The organism is Catellatospora paridis, from assembly GCF_009720365.1.
GTDB classification, from domain to species: Bacteria; Actinomycetota; Actinomycetes; order Mycobacteriales; family Micromonosporaceae; genus Catellatospora; species Catellatospora paridis.
The window spans coordinates 80,965-99,745 of record NZ_WBZD01000044.1; the positions used below are offsets into that span (position 1 = coordinate 80,965).

Annotated in this window: 19 protein-coding genes; 5 read left to right on the plus strand and 14 right to left on the minus strand. The window is 70.2% G+C overall.

The genetic code is table 11. From position 1 onward, the window contains the following. Nucleotides 1–61 precede the first annotated feature (61 nt). Both F9C41_RS39005 and F9C41_RS39010 read left to right on the plus strand, forming a co-directional pair. Nucleotides 62–1,672, plus strand: a complete 1,611-nt coding sequence (locus F9C41_RS39005) for an FAD-dependent oxidoreductase (RefSeq protein WP_155391875.1) — start codon at nt 62–64, stop codon at nt 1,670–1,672. A gap of 65 nt (nt 1,673–1,737) precedes the next feature. Next, a complete protein-coding gene (locus F9C41_RS39010; protein ID WP_155391876.1) occupies nt 1,738–2,967 on the plus strand; it encodes a cytochrome P450 in 1,230 nt (409 codons plus the stop codon). A 124-nt stretch (nt 2,968–3,091) separates the two neighbouring features. Here F9C41_RS39010 and F9C41_RS39015 read toward each other — a convergent pair whose 3' ends face one another. From F9C41_RS39015 to F9C41_RS39040, 6 genes are all read right to left on the minus strand, one after another. After that, nucleotides 3,092–3,985 (minus strand): YegS/Rv2252/BmrU family lipid kinase, encoded by an 894-nt coding sequence (locus F9C41_RS39015; RefSeq protein ID WP_155391877.1) that lies wholly within the window; start codon nt 3,983–3,985, stop codon nt 3,092–3,094. Nucleotides 3,986–4,020: 35 nt separating this feature from the next. Beyond that, nucleotides 4,021–4,881, minus strand: a complete 861-nt coding sequence (gene tatC / locus F9C41_RS39020; protein ID WP_407924781.1) for a twin-arginine translocase subunit TatC — start codon at nt 4,879–4,881, stop codon at nt 4,021–4,023. A gap of 82 nt (nt 4,882–4,963) precedes the next feature. Further along, nucleotides 4,964–5,233: a Sec-independent protein translocase subunit TatA gene (tatA, locus tag F9C41_RS39025; protein WP_120315579.1), complete on the minus strand. Its 270-nt coding sequence runs from the start codon at nt 5,231–5,233 to the stop codon at nt 4,964–4,966. A 190-nt stretch (nt 5,234–5,423) separates the two neighbouring features. Further along, nucleotides 5,424–5,690, minus strand: a complete 267-nt coding sequence (locus F9C41_RS39030) for a hypothetical protein (RefSeq protein ID WP_155391879.1) — start codon at nt 5,688–5,690, stop codon at nt 5,424–5,426. A 53-nt stretch (nt 5,691–5,743) separates the two neighbouring features. Continuing rightward, on the minus strand, nt 5,744–6,691 hold the full coding sequence (locus tag F9C41_RS39035) for a helix-turn-helix transcriptional regulator (protein WP_155391880.1): 948 nt from the start codon (nt 6,689–6,691) through the stop codon (nt 5,744–5,746). A gap of 58 nt (nt 6,692–6,749) precedes the next feature. Continuing rightward, on the minus strand, nt 6,750–7,745 hold the full coding sequence (locus F9C41_RS39040; RefSeq protein WP_155391881.1) for a helix-turn-helix transcriptional regulator: 996 nt from the start codon (nt 7,743–7,745) through the stop codon (nt 6,750–6,752). Between the two features lie 245 nt (nt 7,746–7,990). Between F9C41_RS39040 and F9C41_RS39045 the strand changes: the two genes are divergently transcribed. Further along, nucleotides 7,991–9,076, plus strand: coding sequence for a DUF3866 family protein (locus F9C41_RS39045; RefSeq protein ID WP_155391882.1), 1,086 nt, complete (start codon nt 7,991–7,993; stop codon nt 9,074–9,076). 95 nt (nt 9,077–9,171) lie between these two features. On the opposite strand, the gene F9C41_RS39050 is transcribed toward F9C41_RS39045, so the two are convergent. The 7 genes from F9C41_RS39050 to dop all read right to left on the minus strand — a co-directional run bounded on the left by F9C41_RS39050 (nt 9,172) and on the right by dop (nt 15,252). Further along, nucleotides 9,172–9,378, minus strand: coding sequence for a hypothetical protein (locus F9C41_RS39050; protein ID WP_155391883.1), 207 nt, complete (start codon nt 9,376–9,378; stop codon nt 9,172–9,174). A 131-nt stretch (nt 9,379–9,509) separates the two neighbouring features. After that, nucleotides 9,510–10,868 (minus strand): Pup--protein ligase, encoded by a 1,359-nt coding sequence (pafA, locus tag F9C41_RS39055; RefSeq protein ID WP_155375633.1) that lies wholly within the window; start codon nt 10,866–10,868, stop codon nt 9,510–9,512. A gap of 324 nt (nt 10,869–11,192) precedes the next feature. After that, nucleotides 11,193–11,978, minus strand: coding sequence for a proteasome subunit alpha (gene prcA, locus F9C41_RS39060; RefSeq protein WP_155391884.1), 786 nt, complete (start codon nt 11,976–11,978; stop codon nt 11,193–11,195). 43 nt (nt 11,979–12,021) lie between these two features. Further along, nucleotides 12,022–12,864, minus strand: a complete 843-nt coding sequence (prcB, locus tag F9C41_RS39065) for a proteasome subunit beta (protein ID WP_186316148.1) — start codon at nt 12,862–12,864, stop codon at nt 12,022–12,024. Further along, nucleotides 12,783–13,403: an endonuclease VII domain-containing protein gene (locus tag F9C41_RS39070; protein ID WP_230690348.1), complete on the minus strand. Its 621-nt coding sequence runs from the start codon at nt 13,401–13,403 to the stop codon at nt 12,783–12,785. The genes prcB and F9C41_RS39070 overlap by 82 nt, the downstream gene beginning before the upstream one ends. Before the next feature lie 57 nt (nt 13,404–13,460). Next, nucleotides 13,461–13,673: a ubiquitin-like protein Pup gene (locus F9C41_RS39075; protein WP_120315588.1), complete on the minus strand. Its 213-nt coding sequence runs from the start codon at nt 13,671–13,673 to the stop codon at nt 13,461–13,463. 61 nt (nt 13,674–13,734) lie between these two features. Then, nucleotides 13,735–15,252 carry a depupylase/deamidase Dop gene (gene dop / locus F9C41_RS39080; RefSeq protein WP_155391886.1) on the minus strand — a complete coding sequence of 506 codons (1,518 nt, stop codon included), beginning with the start codon at nt 15,250–15,252 and terminating at the stop codon, nt 13,735–13,737. 184 nt (nt 15,253–15,436) lie between these two features. Here dop and F9C41_RS39085 point away from each other — a divergent pair, with 184 nt between their 5' ends. Continuing rightward, the gene (locus F9C41_RS39085; protein ID WP_269059027.1) at nt 15,437–16,393 is read left to right on the plus strand and encodes a glycosyltransferase family 2 protein; all 957 of its coding nucleotides are present in this window, start codon (nt 15,437–15,439) and stop codon (nt 16,391–16,393) included. Nucleotides 16,394–16,459: 66 nt separating this feature from the next. On the opposite strand, the gene arc is transcribed toward F9C41_RS39085, so the two are convergent. After that, nucleotides 16,460–18,226: a proteasome ATPase gene (gene arc / locus F9C41_RS39090; RefSeq protein WP_155391888.1), complete on the minus strand. Its 1,767-nt coding sequence runs from the start codon at nt 18,224–18,226 to the stop codon at nt 16,460–16,462. Between the two features lie 194 nt (nt 18,227–18,420). Between arc and F9C41_RS39095 the strand changes: the two genes are divergently transcribed. Further along, entirely contained in the window at nt 18,421–18,705 is a 285-nt protein-coding gene (locus F9C41_RS39095; RefSeq protein WP_230690350.1) for a ferredoxin, read from the plus strand. Nucleotides 18,706–18,781: the final 76 nt, after the last annotated feature.

Consider the following 18,781-nt stretch of genomic DNA (forward strand, 5'->3'; position numbering starts at 1 on the left):
TCCCAGCAGCAAATTGCCTGATTCGGGCCGGTTCGAGGCGTCCGGCGCGAACAATGAGGCCATGCGTGTGGTGGTGGATCTGACCAAGTGTCAGGGGTACGCGCAGTGCGCGTTCCTGGCTCCCGAGGCGTTCCGGATGGTCGGCGACGAGGCGCTCATGTTCGACCCCGCGCCGTCGGCCGACCAGCGGGTGAAGGTGCTGCGTGCCGCGGCGGCCTGCCCGGTGCAGGCGCTGCAGGTCGACATGGCCGACCTGCCGCAGCAGCCGCCCGCCGAGCCGCTCGTGGCGGCCAAGGGCGACCGGTTGCGCCGCGACGGGCGCATCGTGATCGTCGGAGCGTCCCTGGCCGGGCTGAAGGCCGCCGAGCAGCTGCGCGCCGATGGGTTCACCGGCACGCTCACCGTGATCGGCGACGAGCCGGAGGAGCCCTACGACCGGCCGCCGCTGTCCAAGCAGGTGCAGACCGGCTTCGTCGCCTCGGCCGACACCACGCTGCCGCGGCGGCGCGACATCGCCGCCGACTGGAAGCTCGGCGTCGCCGCCACCGGCCTGGACCTGGAACGCAAGCGCGTCGTGCTGGCCGACGGGCAGGAGGTCGAGTTCGACCGGCTGCTCGTCACCACCGGGGTGCGCGCCCGGCCGTGGCCGGTGCCGGAGGAGGCCGCGCTGGACGGCGTGTTCACCATCCGCACCCGCGGCGACGCCGCCGGGCTGCGCGAGCGGCTGCTGGCGCACCCGAAGCGGGTGCTGGTCATCGGCTCCGGGTTCACCGGCTCCGAGATGGCCTCGGTCTGCGTCGAGCTGGGCATCCCGGTCACCGTCGCCGAGGCCGGACCGGCGCCGCTGTCGGGGGCGCTGGGCGGGGTCATCGGCCGGATCTCGGCGGGCATCATGCGCGAGCACGGCGTGGATCTGCGTACCCACACGAAGGTGAGCTCCCTGCAGGGCGAGGACGGGAAACTGCGCCGGGCGGCGCTGTCCGACGGCACCACGCTGGACGTGGACGTGGCCGTGGTCGCCCTGGGCGGCATCCGCAACGTGGAGTGGCTGGAGAGCTCCGGGCTCGCCGTGGGCGTATGGGGCCTGGCCTGCGACGCCGGCTGCCGCGCGTTCACCGCCGCGGGGCTGGTCACCGACGACGTCTTCGTCGCCGGGGACGTGGCCCGCCAGCCGCAGCCGATGTTCGGCTACCAGTTCCTGGCGATGGAGCACTGGGGCAACGCGGTCACCCAGGCCGAGGTCGCCGCGCACAACATGATCAGCAGCGAGACCGACCGCTGGCCGCACCTGGAGATGCCCGCGTTCTGGTCACTGCAGTTCGGCCACAACATCAAGTCGGTGGGCGTGCCGCCGATCGCGGACCAGATCGCGATCACGCAGGGGTCCGTGGAGAGCCGGCAGTTCGTCGCCGCATACGGCTACAAGGGCCGGGTCGTCGGCGCGGTCAGCTGGAACCAGGGCAAGTGGCTGGACTTCTACCAGCAGCTGATCGAGCAGGCGGCGCCGTTCCCGCTGCCGTACGACATGACCAACCCGCCGCCGGACCCCGTGCCGGTCCCGGCGGAGTTCCCGGATCGGCAGTACCCAGGCCGCGAGGCGACCGTCGTGGTCACCGGGCACGACCCCAGCGAGCGCCGGGCCACCCTGGTCCGGCCGTCCCGGCGGCGCTGAAGGGTCGTCATGAGGCAGGCAGTCCCCGTACCGCATGGCGGTCACGATCGAAGCGAGGAACCGTCATGACCGAGCCCAGCGTGTTCGACGAGATCGTCGACTTCCACAACCGGGCCAACCCGTGGCCGCTCTACGACAAGCTGCGCACCCAGCCGGTATGGCAGGAGGCCGACGGCACCTTCGTGGTCAGCACGTTCCGGGAGATCTACGCGCTGTTCCACGACCCGCGGATCAGTTCCGACGCGGCCAACCTGCTGCCCGAGTTCGCCCACAAGGCCGGGCCGCTTTCCGACGGCGGGGGCGCGCTGCCGCCCAGCTTCATCCGCACCGACGCGCCACGACACGACACGCTGCGCCGCATCGCGATGCGCCAGTTCGGCCCGCCGCACCGCCCCGACCGCATCGACAAGCTGGTGCCCGCGCTGGAGGCAATCGTGACGCGGCTCGTCGACGGCCTCGTCGGCAAGGACCAGTGCGACCTCGTCGACGACGTGGCGTACCCGTTCCCGGTGGCGGTGATCTGCGAACTGCTCGGCGTGCCGGAGGAGGACGAGCCGCGCTTCAGCGCCTGGGTCGACCCGATCGTGAACTCGGCGGGACAGCCCACGCCCGAGAGCAAAGAGCAGGCCAAGGAGGCGTTTCAGCAGCTCGGTATGTACATGTTCCAGCTGGCGCAGCGCCGCAAGGCCGATCCCGGCGACGACATGCTGTCCGGATACGTCACCGACGACGGCCCGGACGGGCAGCTGGAGGGCGGCGACCTGTTCGCCACGCTGATCCTGCTGCTCATCGCCGGACACGAGACGACGGTCAACCTGATCGCCAACGGCTGGCTGACGCTGCTGCGCCATCCTGAGGCGCTGCAGCGGCTGCGCACCGAGCCCGACTTCAGCATCCGCATGGTCGAGGAGCTGCTGCGGTACGAGCCGTCGGTGCACTTCGTGCCCAACCGCATCGCGGTCGCCGACATCGAGATCGGCGGCACCACGATCAGGAAGGGCCACCCGGTCGTGCTGGTGCTCGCGTCGGGCAACCGCGACGGCGAGTGCATCCCGCACGCCGACCGGTTCGACCCCGACCGCGCCGACAACGTGCACCTGGCCTTCGGCAACGGCGTGCACTACTGCTTCGGCGCTCCGCTGGCCCGCCTGGAGGCCCAGCTCGCGCTGACCCAACTGGCCAAGCGCCTGCAGAACCCGCGCCTGCTGGCCGACCCGCCGCCGTACCGCCCCAGCCCCGTGCTGCGCGGTCCGATCCACCTCCCGGTGGCCTACGACGGCGTGCTCCCGGCCTGACCTGTCGCACCGCCGGGCGCCGGCCCTCCCTCCCGCTGATAGACGTCGGCCTATCTGGATGAGAAATCTTCGATCGAAGTCATCCAGATAGGCCGACGTCATTGTCAGGCGGGGCGGCGCCGACTCAGCCGAGCAGGTGGACCGCCCGCAGGACGGCGGTGATGGTCACCGGCAGCGGGCCGATGCGCTCGCCGTCGGCGTAGCAGACGATGCCCTCGGCGGCGAGCGTGATCTCGCGGGCGCGCAGCGAGCGCACCTTCGGGTGGGTGATGTGGGTGCCCTGGTAGACGCGGGGCTTGATGCGGATCAGGGTGGCCCGGGAGACCGGCTCGGCCCAGACCATGTCGAGCAGGCCATCGGTGGCGTCGGCGTCGGGGCAGATGCGCATGCCCCCGCCGTACGCCGCGGTGTTGCCGACGGCCAGCAGCACCGCGTCCAGCACGCTGGTCTGCCCGTCGACGGTCACCGTGTAGCGGCGGGGCCGCAGCCTGACCAGTTCCAGCAGCACCGCGAGGTCGTACCGGATCGGCCCGCGGGGCCAGCGCATGCGGTTGCCGCGCTCGTTGACGATGGCGTCGAAGCCGGCCGCGAGCACCGCGCCGTACCAGCGCACGGTGCCGTCGAGGCAGGTGATGCGGGCCAGGTCCAGGGCCCGGGTGCGGCCCTCGCGCAGCGCGGCGGCGATCGCGTCCGCGGCCGCGTACAGGTCGGCGGGCACCCCCACGCTGGTGGCGAAGTCGTTGCCGGTGCCGGCGGGGATGACGCCCAGCGGCACGCCGGTGCCGGCCACGGCCTGCTGGGCCAGGTGCACGGTGCCGTCGCCGCCCATCGCGACCAGCGCGCCCGCGCCCGCGGCGACGGCGTCGCGGCAGGCCTGCTCGGCCTCGACGGCGGTCGGCGCGTCGAGCACGCGGACCGGGCGGCCGGCCGCGCCGAGGCGTTCCAGCACTCCAGGCAGAGAACCCCGGTGCCGGCCTCTGCCGGCGCCGGGGTTCCTCAGCACCACGATCTCGCTCATGCCCGCTCCTCGTGCCGCGGGACGAGCCGCCGCGATCAGGTCATGTCGTCGAAGCGCCGCTCGATCGGCTCCGCGGAGGCGACCGGCGCGACCGCTTCGATGCGCTCGCCGGGCGTGATGCTATCGGTGTCGTAGTCGTCGAGTGAAGACGTCTCGTCGTCCTCGATGCCCTCGTAGATCGACTTGCCGCGGTTGCGGCGCTTGTCGTTCAGCATCGACACACCGACGACGATGAAGTAGAGCACCGCCATGGCCAGCGCGAGCGCGGTCATGCCGAACGGGTCCGGCGTGGGCGTCACGATGGCGGCGAACAGGAACATCAGGAAGATGGCCACCCGCCACCAGCCGAGCATCCGCTTGCCGGTGAGCACCCCGGCCACGTTGAGCATCAACAGGATCAGCGGGAACTCGAACCCGAAACCGAAGAGCAGCATCACTCCGGTGACGAAGTCGAAGTACCCGGTCAGGTCGACGTTGATCTCGTAGCCGTCGGAGATCTGCAGGAAGAACACGAGACTCTTCGTGACGACGAAGAAGGCCAGGAACGCGCCCATCGCGAACAGCGGCACGGCGATGGCCGTGAACAGGTAGCTGTAGCGCTTCTCGTGCTTGTGCAGGCCGGGGGCGATGAACGCCCACAGCTGGTAGAGCCAGATCGGCGACGCGATGATCAGTCCCGCGTACAGCCCGATCTTCAGCTGCAGCAGGAACGGGTCGACCGGCGACGTCGAGTTGAACTGGCAGATCACATCGCCCTTGAAGTTGCAGTAGGGCGCGTTGATGAAGTCCTGGATGGGCTCGGCGAAGTACAGGCCGACCATCAGACCCGCGATGATGCCCAGCGAGGCCTTGAACAGCCGGCTGCGCAGCTCCCGGATGTGCTCGATGAGAGTCATCGAGCCGTCCGCAGCGCGGTCACGCTGGGACGGCCCGCGACGTGCCAGGGGGTTCTTCACGTCTTCAGCCCGGGGAGGGGGTTCAGGACTGCTGGCGCTGGACCGGGTCCACGACCGGCTTGGCGGAGGCCTGGCCGTCGAGCGGCTGCTGCGCCGTCACCTGGGCGTCGGCCTTCTCGGCGGTCGCGTCCTTGCCGTCCTTGCCGTCCTCGGACAGCGCCTTGGTCTCGGCCTTGAAGATGCGCATCGAGCGACCGAGCGAACGGGCCGCGTCCGGCAGCTTCTTCGAGCCGAAGAGGATCACCAGCACCACGACCACGAGGATGAGGTGCCACGGCTTAAGGGCGCCCATGATTGCTCCAGTCAGAAAGATGAGGGGGTTGAACCAACTTGTTCCGGACTAATGGTACGCGGCCCGGCGGGGTGTGCCCGCAGGTGAAGTGTCGACCATCACCGGAAGCAGCGTCAACGCGATGCGGGAGGTGCTGCAGATTCCTGCAGCAACGGTAGTGACCAGCCATCGACCGCCGGATGAACCGGGATCAACCTCGTTTGATCTTGAGGGAGTCCTTGCTCTCCTTGATCAGGTTGAGCCGCTCCTGGGTCAGCTCGACCCGGACGCGCAACGAGTCGCCGTGCGCCTGCAGCCCCTCGGCGACCTTGGCCAGCTCCTGCGCCCGAACGGCGACGAGCTGGAGCTCGGCTGCGGCCTCCTTGAGCCCCGCCAGGCGCCAGAGCAGCACGCGCAGCACCAGCCCCAGGAACACCAGGCTCAGCAACACCACGGCCACCACGATCCACGCCACCACGTCAGCAGCCTAACGCGTGCGCCGCGCGGCGCGGACCGCCGTGCCGCCGTGGCCTACGCGTACGCCGCGAGCGCCTGCACCGCGCTGTCGCGCACCGCCTCGGCCAGCTCCGCCGGAGCGACCACGACCACCTGCGGCCCGAGCCCGAGCACCAGCCGGCGCGCCCAGTCCATGTCGTTGACGCGCAGCGAGACCAGCCACTCCTCCGGCGTCACCTCGACCACCGACTCGCACGGGTAGTACTCGGTGATCCAGCGCCCGCCCCGGCCCACCCGCAGGGTGACCGTCGGCGCGTCCGGGTCGGGCTGGAACACGCCCTCGGCGACGTCACCGGACTGCGCCTCGGCCGGCGGCGCAGCCCGCTCGTCCAGCTCGACCAGCGCGTCGATGCGGTCCACCCGGAACATGCGCACCGCGCCCGCCGAACGGCACCAGGCCTCCAGGTACGAGCGCCCGGACACCGACAGCAGCCGCATCGGGTCCACGACCCTCTCGCTGGACACGTCCCGCGCCGCCGAGTAGTAGCTCAGCCGCAGCGCGTTGCCGCGCTCCAGCGCCGAGCGCAGGTCGGCCAGCCGGTCGTCGTTGCCGGGCAGCCGCACCGCGACCGGCGCGTCGATCTCGCCCGCGGCCTGCTCGATCTTCGTCAGGGCGCGGTGGATCGCGTCCCGGTCGGCCACGCCCGGCGTCTCGGCCAGCATACGCAGCGCCACCACCAGCGCGGTCGCCTCGTCGGGCGTGAGCCGCAGCGGCCGGTCGATACCCGCGTCGTAGGTGATGGTCACCCGGTCCCCGTCGAACGACATGTCGATCAGGTCACCCGGTCCGTAACCCGGCAGGCCGCACACCCACAGCAGCTCCAGGTCCTCGCGCAGCTGCCGCTCGGACACCCCCAGGTCGGCGGCGGCCTCGACCAGCTCGATACCCGGCCGGGCGAGCAGGTAGGGCACCAGGTTCAGCAGCCGGGCGAGCCGGTCGGCGGACGTCTTGGCGCTGCTCATGCCTTCTCCTCGCTGCGCTCGTCGGCGGCATCACCGAGCCTGCTGATTCGCTCGCTCATCAGGCCACCTCCGCCAGCTCGGCGGCGGCGCTCACACCGGCGATCTCGCGCAGCCGGGCGATGGTCGCCTCGCGCACCTCGGCCGGCTCCAGCACCGTCACATCCGCGCCGTAGCCGACCAGCCAGGCGGCGAAGCCGTCCGCGTCGGCGTAGCGCAGCTCCAGCACGTCGCCCTCGGGGGTGGACGTGCAGTTCGCCGCCCAGCGACGCACGCCCGCCGCGCGGCCGGGCCGCACCAGCACCCGGGTGGTGCGGTTGCGCTCCACCGGCCCGGACCAGCGGGCCACGTAGCTGATGAGGTCGAGGTCGGCCGGCGGCTCGAAGGCGCGCTCCTCGCCGACCTGGCGCACCGGGCCGACGATGCGCGACAGCCGGAAGCAGCGCGGCGCGTCGCGGACGGTGTCGTGGCCGACGACGTACCACCGGCCGCGCCAGCAGACCACGCCCCACGGCTGCAGGTGCCGGGTGGTGGGCGCGTCGTCCTCGGGCACCCGGTAGGGGAAGGTCACCTCGCGGCGGGCCCGGGCTGCGCCGGTCAGCGGCTCGAACGCGGCGTCGACGGCGAGCACCGGCTCGACGCCCAGGGTCGCGTGCGGGTCGACGTCGACCCCGCCGGCGCGCAGCTTGGCCAGACCCGAGGTCGCTGCGGCGGCCAGCCCGGCGTGACGCCACAGCCGCGCCGCGACGCCGACCGCGGCGGCCTCGTCGGGCCCCAGCGGGATCGCGGGCAGCGCGTAGTCGCGCCGGGCGATGCGGTAACCGGGCTCGGTGTCGAAGACGCTGGCGGTGCCGGTCTCCAGCGGCACGCCGAGCGCGCGCAGCTCGGCCTTGTCCCGCTCGAACTTGCGCTGGAACGCCTCGTGCTCACGGGCGTCGTCGGCATTGTGCTCGTATCCGGGCACGGTGGCGGCGATCTGCGCGGCGGTCAGGAAGCGCCGCGTGGACAGCAGACAGATCACAAGGTTGACCAGGCGTTCGGTTCGACTGCGCGACACGTCCGCCACGCTAGCAGCGCAAGCGCTCGGAGCGGTAACCGGCAAGCGCCTGTTCCCCCACCCGCGCACCGATTGTCCGACACCTGCTCACCCCCCGTCGGCCACCCCACCACACCCCGTCACGACCCCTCGCCTCGGCACGCCGCCCACCGCCCGCCCCGCCATGACGGCCAGGGCGCGCGTCGGGGCGCGGCCGCTGGGGCGTCGTGGGCGGGGGGCAGCGGGCGGGCCGATAGGGTCGGGGCGTGATTCGGTGGCGGACAGGCACGGTGGAGCGGCTCGGCCGCAGTTGGCACGGCGCGCAGGAACTCACCGTCGCCCTCGTCGCCCGCACCCCCGACGACCCCGCGACGGTACGCGCGCTCGCCTACCCCGACCTGGTCGGGCAGCCCGAAGTCGGCGACGAGGTGCTGCTGAACACGAACGCCCTCGCCCTCGGCCTCGGCACCGGCGGCTACGCCATGGTCGTCGCGCTGCCGGGGCGGCTGCCCGAGGACACACCCGTGCCGGGGCACATCGTCAAGGCCCGCTACAGCCCCCTGCAGACGATCCGGGTGGCCGCCGACGAGGAGGCCTCCCCGCACCGCGCGGTGCTCGCCGCCGCACAGGACCTCGGCGGCATGCCGGTCGTCGTGGCCGACCTGCACTCGGCGCTGCCCGCGATCCTGGCCGGCATCCACGCCGACGCGCCGACCGCCCGGGTGGCCTACCTGCTCACCGACGGCGGCGCACTGGCAGCCGGCTTCTCCCGCACCCTCGACGCGCTGCGCGACCGGCTGGCGGGCACGGTATCGACCGGGCAGGCCTGGGGCGGCGACCTGGAGGCCGTCAACGTGCACACCGGGCTGCTCGCCGCCCGGCACGTGCTGCGCGCCGACATCACCATCCTCAGCCAGGGCCCCGGCAACCTCGGGACGGGTACGGCCTGGGGATTCTCCGGCGTCGCCGCCGGGGAGGCGGTCAACGCCGCAGCCGTGCTCGGCGGACGGCCCGTCGGCGCGCTGCGCATCTCCGACGCCGACCCGCGCCCCCGCCACCGCGGCGTGTCGCACCACAGCCTGACCTCTTTCGGCCGGGTCGCCCTGGCCCCCGCGGACCTCGTGGTCCCGGCTGACCTGCCCGAGCCGCTCGCCACCGACGTCGCCCGCGCCCTGGCGCCCCTCGCGGTCCGCCACCGCATCGTGACCGTGCCCACCACAGGCCTCGACGAGGCACTGCGCGCCGCACCCGTCAAATTGTCGACCATGGGCCGCGACCTGGACGGCGACCACGCCTACTTCCTGGCCTGCGCAGCCGCCGGCCGCCACGCCGCCGCCCTCGCCACCCCCTGAAGGAAGGGCACCTTCTTAACGCCGGGCGTAGAGGAAGGGCACCTTCCCATCCGCCGGAGGCGGCTGAGCTGCGGATTCAGTGGCGCAAGCCGGGCCTACTTGAGGACGACCAGCGCGACCCAGCCGGCGACGAACAGGCCGAGCAGCGCGGCCAGCACCCAGGTCGGCACGGTGTACTCGCCGCGCCGGTTGGCGGAGATCTCGTTGTAGATCTTGTCCCGGCGGCGCTGGACCCAGTTGGATCGCACTTCCTCGCCGGTGCGCTCGACCGATTCGGTCCGCGGATCGTGGTGCTCGCTCATAGTGCAGCGAGCTTAGCCAGCCCCACCCCGCCCCGACCACCGGCCGCCCTGTCCCACCACACCGCCCCACGGACCACCGAGGAAGGGCACCTTCTACATCGCGGAGCGATAAGAAGGTGCCCTTCCTCACGTCACATGCTGGCGATGAGGCGTTCCACGCGCTCGTCGTGGGCGCGGAACGGGTCCTTGCACAGGACGGTGCGCTGGGCCTGGTCGTTCAGCTTCAGGTGGACCCAGTCGACGGTGAAGTCGCGGCGCTTCTCCTGGGCGTGCCGGATGAACTCGCCGCGCAGCCGCGCCCGGGTCGTCTGCGGCGGAGTCTCCTTCGCCTCGAACGTGCGCAGGTCGGTCACCACCCGGTCGACCTTGCCGCGCTTCTCCAGCAGCGGGTAGAGCCCCCGGCCGCGGCGCAGGTCGTGGTACGCCAGGTCCATCTGCGCCACCCGCGGGCTCGACAGCGGCAGATCATGCTTGCGCTGGTACGCCTCGATGACCCGCAACTTGGTCACCCAGTCGATCTCCCGGCCCACGTCGCCCAGGTTGCCCGACTCCACCGCGGTGAGCACCCGGCCCCACAGGTCGATGATCCGCTGCGCGGCGGGGTCGCCGTTGCGGCGCGCCACGAACTCGGTCGCCTTCTCGTGGTAGATCCGCTGGATCTCCAGCGCGCTGGCCTCCTTGCCGCTGGCCAGCCGCACCTTACGGCGCCCGGTGATGTCGTGCGACACCTCCCGGATGGCCCGGATCGGGTTCTCCAGCGCCAGGTCGGGCATGGCCACCCCGGTCTCGATCATCCGGAGCACCAGGTCCGCGCTGCCCACCTTCAGCAGCGTGGTGACCTCGTTCATGTTCGAGTCGCCGACGATCACGTGCAGCCGCCGGTAACGCTCGGCGTCGGCGTGCGGCTCGTCCCGGGTGTTGATGATCGGCCGCGACCGGGTGGTCGCCGAGGAGACGCCCTCCCAGATGTGCTCGGCCCGCTGCGACAGGCAGTAGACCGCCCCTCGCGGGGTCTGCAGCACCTTGCCCGCACCGCAGATCAGCTGCCGCGTCACCAGGAACGGGATCAGCACGTCCGCCAGCCGGCCGAACTCCCCGTGCCGCGACACCAGGTAGTTCTCGTGGCAGCCGTAGGAGTTGCCCGCCGAGTCGGTGTTGTTCTTGAAGAGGTAGATCTCACCTGCGATCCCCTCGTCGTGCAGCCGCTTCTCCGCGTCGACGAGCAGACCCTCCAGGATCCGCTCCCCGGCCCGGTCGTGCGCCACCAGGTCGACCACCGAATCGCACTCGGGGGTCGCGTACTCGGGGTGGGAACCGACGTCTAGGTAGAGGCGTGCGCCGTTGCGCAGGAACACATTGCTGGACCGTCCCCATGAGACGACCCGACGGAAGAGGTAGCGCGCCACCTCATCGGGCGACAGCCGTCGCTGTCCCCGATAGGTGCAGGTGACGCCGTACTCGGTCTCGAGTCCGAAGATTCGTCGGTCCATACACAGACACTAGCCGCCCGAACGCCCAAGGTCACTCTCGTACGGTCTGACGTCGCCGGTGTAATCGCGACGGATCCCCGACCACCGCCGCAACCGCAGGTCGCGCACGGGTCGCCACGGAACGTGACTTCAACTTCCGTTGTCAGGAAACTCGGGCCACCGGCGGCGCGGGCTTCCTCGGCGCCCCATCACGTGCGCACCCGGCTCGCCACGCCCGGCGGCCACACCCCGCAGACCACCCACCGCGGCGACCCACCCTCGGCAACGAGCTGACGCCCGTGCCTACTCGGCACGGGCGTCAGCTCGTCTGATCGTCGGGCGCGGCTACTCCGCCGCGGGCGGTTCCGTCTTGGGCGGCTCGGCCTTCGGCGCCTCCGCCTTAGGCGTATCAGCCTTCGGCGCATCAGCCTTCGCCGGGTTCACCAGCGCGGTCAGCGCCGCGCCCGTCACGCGCCGGAACTTGCGGCCCGGCCGGGCCCGCTCCAGCACCGCGACCTCCAGCTGCTCGGGAGCCAGCGTACGCGCCGCGCCGCCCTCGCCACCGACGCTGCTCAGCGCCTTGACCGCCAGCTTCAGCGCGTCGCCGAGGGTATGCGACACGCTGTGCTCAGCGCGCAGAATGTTGCCGATCGCCTCGGCCTGCCCGCCCATCGCCATGAACCCCGGCTCGTCCTGCACCGAGCCGTCATAGGTCAGCCGGTACAGCTCGTCGTGCTCCGGCGCGGTCCCCACCTCGGCGACGCAGATCTCCACCTCGTACGGCTTGCCCTGCTCGCTGAAGATCGAGCCCAGGGTCTGCGCGTACGCGCTGGCCAGCGCCCGCCCGGTGACGTCCCGGCGGTCGTAGGAGTAACCCCGCAGGTCGGCCATGCGCACGCCGGCGTTGCGGAGGTTCTCGAACTCGTTGTAGCGGCCCACGGCCGCGAACCCGATCTTGTCGTAGATCTCGCTCACCTTGTGCAGCGTGGTGGAGAGGTTCTCCGCCACGAACAGCACACCACCGGCGTACGTCAGCACGACCACGCTGCGACCGCGCGCGATGCCCTTGCGGGCGTACTCCGAGCGGTCCCGCATGATCTGCTCAGGCGAGGCGTAGAACTGCATGGCCACGGCGTGTCTTCTCCTTATGGAGTTTCGGGAGAGCGGATGAGGGTCAGGCGCCCGGCTGCAGAGCCCGCGCCGCGATGACGGTCTGGGCCATGGCCGCCGTCTCCTCGTCGGTCAGGCGCTGCGTGCCCTCTGCCGTCGCGGTCATGACCACGGGGAAGATCTTGCGGATGACGTCGGGGCCGCCGGTGGCGGTGTCGTCGTCGGCCGCGTCGAACAGCGCCTCCACCGCGAGCTGCGCCGCCTCGGCGATACCCAGCCCCTGCTTGTAGCGCTTCTTCAGCGACGACTTCGCGAACAGCGAACCGGAGCCGATCGCGTCGTAGCCGCCGTGCTCCTCGTACAGGCCCCCGGCGATGTCGAAGCTGAAGATGCGCCCCACCTTGCCGGGCGTCTTCGCGTCGAGGTCGAACCCGGCGAACAGCGGGATCACGGCCAGCCCCTGCATGGCCGCGCCGAGGTTCTGCCGGATCATCGTGGCCAGCCGGTTGGCCTTGCCGTCGAGCGAGAGCATCGCGCCCTCGATCTTCTCGTAGTGCTGCAGCTCCACCTGGAACAGTCGCATCAGCTCGATGCCGACGCCGGCCGTGCCCGCGATGCCGATCAGCGAGTACGGGTCGGCGGGGTGCACCTTCTCGATGTCGCGGCTCGCGATGAGGTTGCCCATGGTGGCGCGCCGGTCACCGGCCATCACGACGCCCTCGTTCGTGCTGATCGCGACGATCGTGGTGGCGTGGGGGGCCAGGTCGGCGTTCATGCCCGCGGGCAGGGTCCGTCGGCCGGGCAGCATCTCCGGCGCGACCTGGGTCAGGAAGTCCGTGAAAGACGACGTTCCCGGCGTGGTGAAACTAGCTGGTAGACGCCCGGGTGAACCAAGACCAGCTGACACGCTGTCTCCTTCAGATACTCGATCGCCCTGGCAAGTGACTGGTCGTTGTCCTTGAACTGTCCAAGACCGCCGTTGCAGTTGAAACACAGGATGCCACGTACGTTACCGAATTCATGGTCATGGTCAACGTGCTCGGGGTCCGGTGCGCCGCAGATGGCGCACACGCCGCCCTGCCACGCGAGCCGCGTCTCGAAGTCCTCCTGCGTCATGCCGTACCGACGCCGGAGGTGGTATTCGCGTGTACTGCCGTGGTGCTTTTCCTTAGTTGTCACACCTCGCCGATTGTGGCAATCAAGGCAGTAGGAGTGCAGCCCGCTGGCTTTCGTCCGCGACTTGGCGAACTCTGCGATCGGCTTGATCTGAGCACAGTCCGGACACCACTTGGCACCATCGGGCACCTCACGGTCTGCCTTCTTCTGCGGAGCGACACCGTTGGCCCGGCGGTAGCCCTCCAGCCGCGCCCTGGTACAGGATCGGCAGTAGTAGCTGCGACCGTCGGGCCGACTTTTGTTGCTGTAGAACTGGCTGCTGGAGAGCATCCGTTCGCACTGGGGACACTTCTTCTGCGCCTCATCCGGTGAAACGGACATTCGGGACTATTCCCCCCCTTTTTGAACATAGCCCCTAATGAATTCCTCGGCGTTCTCCTCGAGGACGGCGTCGATCTCGTCGAGGATGTCGTCGACGTCCTCGCCGATCTTCTCGACGCGCTCGGCAACCTCGGGGTTCACCTCGGGCGCGACCGACTCGGCCTCCTGCTCACCTTTCGAGCGGCCCGACTGTGACTGTCCACCGTCCTGCGTGGCCATCTGCGCCTCCCTGACGTCGCCTGTGGGCCTTAAACGTAGCGCGCGGGACCGACGAAAGCGATCACCCGGCGGTGATCACTTCAAGAAGATCCTTTGCGCTGGGGCAACGGTCGAAAAGCGCGCCGACGTGTTTCTTCGTGCCGCGCTCGGGCTCCATCATGGGCACCCTGACCAGGGCCTCGCGGCCCACGTCGAAGATGACCGAGTCCCAGCTCGCGGCGACCACTTCGGACGCGTACTTGGCCAGGCAGCGACCGCGGAAGTACGCCCGCGTGTCGTCCGGCGGCTCGGTCATCGCGGCGCGGGTCGACTCGGGGTCCAGCAGCGTCTTCATCGCGCCGCGGGCCACCAGGCGGTGGTAGAGGCCCTTCTCCGGGCGCACGTCGCTGTACTGCAGGTCGACGAGCTGGAGCTTGGACGACGCCCAGCCCAGGTTCTCCCGCTCGCGGTAGCCCTCGAGCAGGCGCAGCTTGGCCACCCAGTCCAGCTCGTCGGCGAGCTGCATCGGGTCGTCGCCGAGCCGGCTCAGCACGCTCTCCCAGCGCTCGAGCACGTCGCGGGTCTGCTCGTCAGTGTCGGCGCCGGTGCGTGCCTCGACGAAGGCGTGTGCCCGCTCGAAGAAGGCCCACTGCAGGTCGAGTGCGGTGAGCCGGCGGCCGTCGCGCAGCCGCATGGTGTGCTTGAGGGTCGGGTCGTGGCTGACCGCGCGCAGCTCGGCGACGGGGTCGGCGATGCCGAGGTCGGCGGTGAGCGCCTTCTCCTCGATCATGGTGAGGATGAGCGCGGTGGTGCCGACCTTGAGGTAGGTCGAGATCTCCGACAGGTTCGCGTCACCGATGATCACGTGCAGGCGGCGGTACTTGTCCGCGTCGGCGTGCGGCTCGTCGCGGGTGTTGATGATGGGCCGCTTCAGCGTGGTCTCCAGGCCCACCTCGACCTCGAAGAAGTCGGCGCGCTGGGTGATCTGGAACCCGGCCTGGCTGCCGTCCTGGCCGATGCCGACCCGGCCGGCGCCGCAGAAGATCTGCCGCGTCACGAAGAACGGGGTCAGGTACGTGACGATGTCCGCGAAGGGGGTCTGCCGGCGCATGAGGTAGTTCTCGTGCGCGCCGTACGAGGCGCCCTTGTTGTCGGTGTTGTTCTTGTAGAGGTGGATCTGGTGGCTGCCCGGGATGGTCGCGGCGCGGCGTGCGCCCTCGGCCATCACCTGCTCGCCGGCCTTGTCCCAGCGCACCACGTCGAGTGGGTTGGTCACCTCGGGGGTGGAGTACTCCGGGTGGGCGTGGTCGACGTAGAGCCGGGCGCCGTTGGTCAGGATGACGTTGGCCAGGCCCAGGTCCTCGTCGGCGAGCGCCTCCGCCGGGTCGTACGCCGCGCCGGTGTAGCTGAAGCCCCGCGCGTCGCGCAGCGGCGACTCCTCCTCGTAGTCCCAGCGGGCACGGCCGCCGCGGGCCAGTTCGGGGCGGGCCCCGTAGGCGTTCACGACCTGGGACGAGGTCACCATCGGGTTGGCCCCGGGCTGTCCCGGTACGGAGATCCCGTACTCGATCTCGGTACCCATGATCCGCCGCACGCTCATGCAACGAAGCCTCTCACACCCTGACCGGTGAGACGAGGAGAGCATCCGTGTTCGGGCCAGCCTGGGAGGTTCAGCGCCTTTCGTACACCCGCATGCCACCTGCGATCGCCACCCTCCCGCGGGCGGCGGGCGACCGGGATACCATCCCCGTTCTGTACTCGGCACTGCAATGAAGGACCCCGCGATGACCCCTCCGACGCTGTCTGTCGTAATCCCCATGTACAACGAGCAGGAGGTGCTCCCCCTGCTCATCGCGCGGCTGCGCCCGCTGCTGGACGGAGCCGGGCTGGACTACGAAGTCGTGGCGGTCGACGACGGCAGCTCGGACGCGACCGCGCCGATGCTGCTGCTGGCCTGCCGGGAGTGGGCGCGGCTGCGGGTGGTGCGGCTGCGGCGCAACAGCGGCCACCAGGCGGCCCTGACCGCGGGCCTGCACCGGGCGCGGGGCGAGTACGTGGCGAGCATCGACGCGGATCTGCAGGACCCGCCGGAGAAGATCCTGGAGATGCTGGCGCTGGCGCGGGCCGAGTCGCTGGACATCGTGTACGGGGTGCGCGACGACCGGACCACGGACACGTTCTTCAAGCGGCACACCGCGCAGGCCTACTACCGGGTGATGCGGCGGCTGGTCGGCAAGAAGGTGCCGCACAACGCGGGCGACTTCCGGCTGCTGAGCCGGGCCGCGGTGGAGGCGCTGCGCACGATGCCGGAGAGCCAGCCGGTGTACCGGCTGCTGGTGCCGTGGCTGGGCTTCCCGAGCGGCGAGGTGACCTACCGCCGGGACGTGCGTGCCGCGGGCAGCACGAAGTATCCGCTGAGCAAGATGGTCAAGCTGGCGATCGACAGCATCACGAACTTCTCCGCCGCGCCGCTGCGCCTGGCGACCTGGTCGGGGCTGCTGAGCTTCTTCGCGTGCTTCGTGCTCGGCTGCTACAGCGTGGCGCGTTTCGTCATGCACGACACGGTCAGCGGCTGGACGTCGCTGTTCACCGCGATCCTGTTCCTGGGCGGGGTGCAGCTGCTGTGCCTGGGCCTGCTGGGTGAGTACATGGGCCGGTTGTACGCCGAGGTCAAGGGCCGTCCGACGTACATCGTCGGGTACGACTCGGCGGAGGCTGCCGAGCCGGTCCTCGCGCGCTGACCGCGGCCCGCGGACGGCGATGGCGCCCGCCCCGGAAGGGGACGGGCGCCATCTTTGCGCCTGCGGTCAGAGGTACTGACCGGTGTTGCTGGCGGTCTCGATCGACCGGCCCGACTCGGTGCCCTTGCCGCCGGAGACCAGCGTGCGGATGTAGACGATCCGCTCGCCCTTCTTGCCGGAGATGCGGGCCCAGTCGTCGGGGTTGGTGGTGTTCGGCAGGTCCTCGTTCTCGCGGAACTCGTCCAGGCAGGCGTCCAGCAGGTGCTGGAGGCGCAGGCCCTTCTTGCCCGAGGACAGGAACTCCTTGATCGCCATCTTCTTGCCGCGGTCCACGATGTTCTGGATCATGGCGCCGGAGTTGAAGTCCTTGAAGTAAAGGACCTCCTTGTCACCGTTGGCGTAGGTGACCTCCAGGAAGCGGTTCTCCTCGGTCTCCGAGTACATCCGCAGCACCACCGAATTGATCATCGCGTGCACGCACGCCTCGGCGGAGCCACCGTGCTCGGCCAGGTCGTCCGGAGACAACGGCAGGCCGGTCAGGATGTACTTGCTGAAGATGTCCTTGGCCGCTTCGGCGTCCGGACGCTCGATCTTGATTTTGACGTCGAGTCGCCCCGGCCGCAGGATGGCCGGGTCGATCATGTCCTCGCGGTTCGAGGCGCCGATGATGATGACGTTCTCCAGGCCCTCGACACCGTCGATCTCGCTGAGCAGCTGGGGAACGATGGTGTTCTCCACGTCCGAGGAGACACCCGAGCCACGGGTACGGAAGATCGAGTCCATCTCGTCGAAGAACACGATCACCGGCGTGCCTTCCGAGGCCTTCTCCCGGGCCCGCTGGAAGATCAGCCGGATGTGCCGCTCGGTCTCGCCGACGTACTTGTTGAGCAGCTCCGGACCCTTGATGTTGAGGAAGTAGCTGGTCTTCTTCTCCTCGCCGCGCCGCTCGGCGATCTTCTTGGCCAGGGAGTTCGCGACCGCCTTGGCGATCAGCGTCTTGCCGCAGCCGGGAGGACCGTAGAGCAGCACGCCCTTCGGCGGGCGCAGCTGGTGCTCGCGGAACAGCTCCGCGTGCAGGAAGGGCAGCTCCACGGCGTCGCGGATCTGCTCGATCTGGGAGACCAGGCCACCGATGTCGTGGTAGTCGACGTCCGGCACCTCCTCCAGAACCAGGTCCTCGACCTCGCTCTTGGGGATGCGCTCATAGGCGTATGCGGACCGGGGTTCGATCATGAGGGAGTCGCCGGACTTCAGCGCACCGCCGATCAGGCCCTCCGCCAGGAGGACGATCCGCTCCTCGTCGGCGTGCGAGACGACCAGTGCCCGGTCGCCCCCGTCGAGGATCTCCTTCAACGTCACCACCTCGCCGGCCCGCTCGAAACCGAGCGCGTCGACGATGTTGAGGGCGTCGTTGAGGAGCACCTCCTGTCCCCGTTGCAGCGCATCGACGTCAAGCGACGGCGACACTGCCACCCTCAGCTTGCGCCCGCCCGTGAAGACGTCCACCGTGCCGTCCTCGTGCCGCGCGAGGAAGACGCCGTACCCGCTGGGCGGTTGCGCCAGCCGGTCGATCTCCTCCTTGAGCGTCACGATCTGGGCGCGCGCCTCCTTGAGCGTGGCCACCAACCGCTCGTTGTTCTCCGTGAGCCGCGACAGCTGGGCCTGGGTCGCGGCGAGCCGCTCCTCCAGTTGCCTCACGTGCCGCGGGCTCTCACTCAACTTGCGCCGCAACAGGGCGAGCTCCTCTTGCAGGAACGCGACCTGAGTGGAGAGATCGTTGGCTTCCTTCTCCCACCGCGCGGCGCGCGCATCCGCGTCGTCGCTCTTTGCCACGTCCCACCTCCCCGGGGGTGTCCTCCCGCCGGTCCTACCTCGTTCGGCCGACGTTTAGGGTGCTCCTAACACTAGCGGCTGATCGCCTCAGTTGAACCCTCCCGACACCCCCGTACCCAGAACTCGATCGAGAATCTGCCCTGTCGGCCGACCTCCCCCGGATCCGCTCGGAGCGGGGCGCTAGGGTCGGACACGTGAGTGAGCTGAGGGTGCGAGTGGATCAGGACCTCTGCACGGGCGACGGCCTGTGCGTGCAGTACGCCCCCGAGGTGTTCGAGTTCGACGTCGACGGCCTCGCGTACGTGAAGGGCGACGACGGGGAACTGCTGCTCAGCCCGGGTGCGACCGTCGAGATTCCGGCCCATCTGCGCCTGGAGGTCATCGATGCCGCCCAGGAGTGCCCCGGCGAGTGCATCCACATCCAGCGCACCCATGACGGGGAACCCCTGTCCGAGGAAGAACGCGCCACGCTCCGCTGACCTTCCCCCGTCCCACCATCCGGACACCCGGACCCCCGCCGTCACCCACCGCCCCCGGGCCGGTGTCCATGATCGG

Excerpts from the sequence above, each read along its gene's own strand:
- F9C41_RS39035 (WP_155391880.1), bottom strand. The coding sequence starts at position 6,691 with ATGAGCAGCGCCAAGACGTCCGCCGACCGGCTCGCCCGGCTGCTGAAC.
- tatA (WP_120315579.1), bottom strand. The coding sequence starts at position 5,233 with ATGGGCGCCCTTAAGCCGTGGCACCTCATCCTCGTGGTCGTGGTGCTG.
- tatC (WP_407924781.1), bottom strand. The coding sequence starts at position 4,881 with ATGACTCTCATCGAGCACATCCGGGAGCTGCGCAGCCGGCTGTTCAAG.
- F9C41_RS39015 (WP_155391877.1), bottom strand. The coding sequence starts at position 3,985 with ATGAGCGAGATCGTGGTGCTGAGGAACCCCGGCGCCGGCAGAGGCCGG.
- dop (WP_155391886.1), bottom strand. The coding sequence starts at position 15,252 with ATGAGCGTGCGGCGGATCATGGGTACCGAGATCGAGTACGGGATCTCC.
- F9C41_RS39070 (WP_230690348.1), bottom strand. The coding sequence starts at position 13,403 with ATGCTCTCCAGCAGCCAGTTCTACAGCAACAAAAGTCGGCCCGACGGT.
- F9C41_RS39005 (WP_155391875.1), top strand. The coding sequence starts at position 62 with ATGCGTGTGGTGGTGGATCTGACCAAGTGTCAGGGGTACGCGCAGTGC.
- F9C41_RS39010 (WP_155391876.1), top strand. The coding sequence starts at position 1,738 with ATGACCGAGCCCAGCGTGTTCGACGAGATCGTCGACTTCCACAACCGG.
- pafA (WP_155375633.1), bottom strand. The coding sequence starts at position 10,868 with ATGGACCGACGAATCTTCGGACTCGAGACCGAGTACGGCGTCACCTGC.
- F9C41_RS39050 (WP_155391883.1), bottom strand. The coding sequence starts at position 9,378 with ATGAGCGAGCACCACGATCCGCGGACCGAATCGGTCGAGCGCACCGGC.
- F9C41_RS39075 (WP_120315588.1), bottom strand. The coding sequence starts at position 13,673 with ATGGCCACGCAGGACGGTGGACAGTCACAGTCGGGCCGCTCGAAAGGT.
- F9C41_RS39085 (WP_269059027.1), top strand. The coding sequence starts at position 15,437 with ATGACCCCTCCGACGCTGTCTGTCGTAATCCCCATGTACAACGAGCAG.